Raw genomic sequence first — 676 nt, forward strand, 5'->3', positions numbered from 1 at the left:
CTTAGAACGCCTAACAAAACCGCTGAATGTATCTCCAGCAGATGAGTATGCAGGCAAGCGAGAGGAATGCCTGATGGATATCGGCACGGCGCTCGTAGCGGATGCGTAATCGGCGGAAGCGGTGCAGCCAGCCCAGCGTGCGTTCGACCACCCAGCGCCATTTGCCCAGGCGTTCGCGCGACTCGATGCCATAGCGGGCTATGCGTGGAGCGATGCCACGGCTGCGCAACCAGGCCCGATGGGCGCGCGAAGCATAGGCCTTGTCGGCATGCAGTTTGGCAGGACGTTTGCGTGGACGGCCAGCAAGACCTGCTACTGAAGGGACGGCTTCAAGCAGGGAAACCAGCATGCGGGAATCATGTACCTGAGCCCCTGATATGCTCGCCACCAGAGGCAGACCGCGTTGATCGACGAGCAGATGGTGCTTGCAACCGAGCTTGCCGCGGTCGGTGGGATTGGGGCCGGTATGCTGTCCGCCGAGGGGGGGATGGCACGCTGGCCGAGTCGACACTGGCGCGTTCCCATTGAATCTGGTCGTATTCCCGCAAGTGCTGCAGCATGGCGTCATGGATGCGTTGCCAGCTACCTGCCTGTTGCCATGCATGCAGGCGCCGCCAGCAACTCATGCCGCTGCCGCAGCCCAGTTCACGGGGAAGATATTCCCAAGGCAAGCCTG

Annotated in this window: 1 pseudogene; it reads right to left on the reverse strand. The window is 62.0% G+C overall.

The window, feature by feature from the left end:
- Positions 1-10 precede the first annotated feature (10 nt).
- Positions 11-676: pseudogene (locus tag AC0V2Y_RS28115) on the reverse strand (IS5 family transposase); the annotation flags it as partial.

It is taken from the genome of Janthinobacterium sp. BHSEK, from assembly GCF_056174685.1.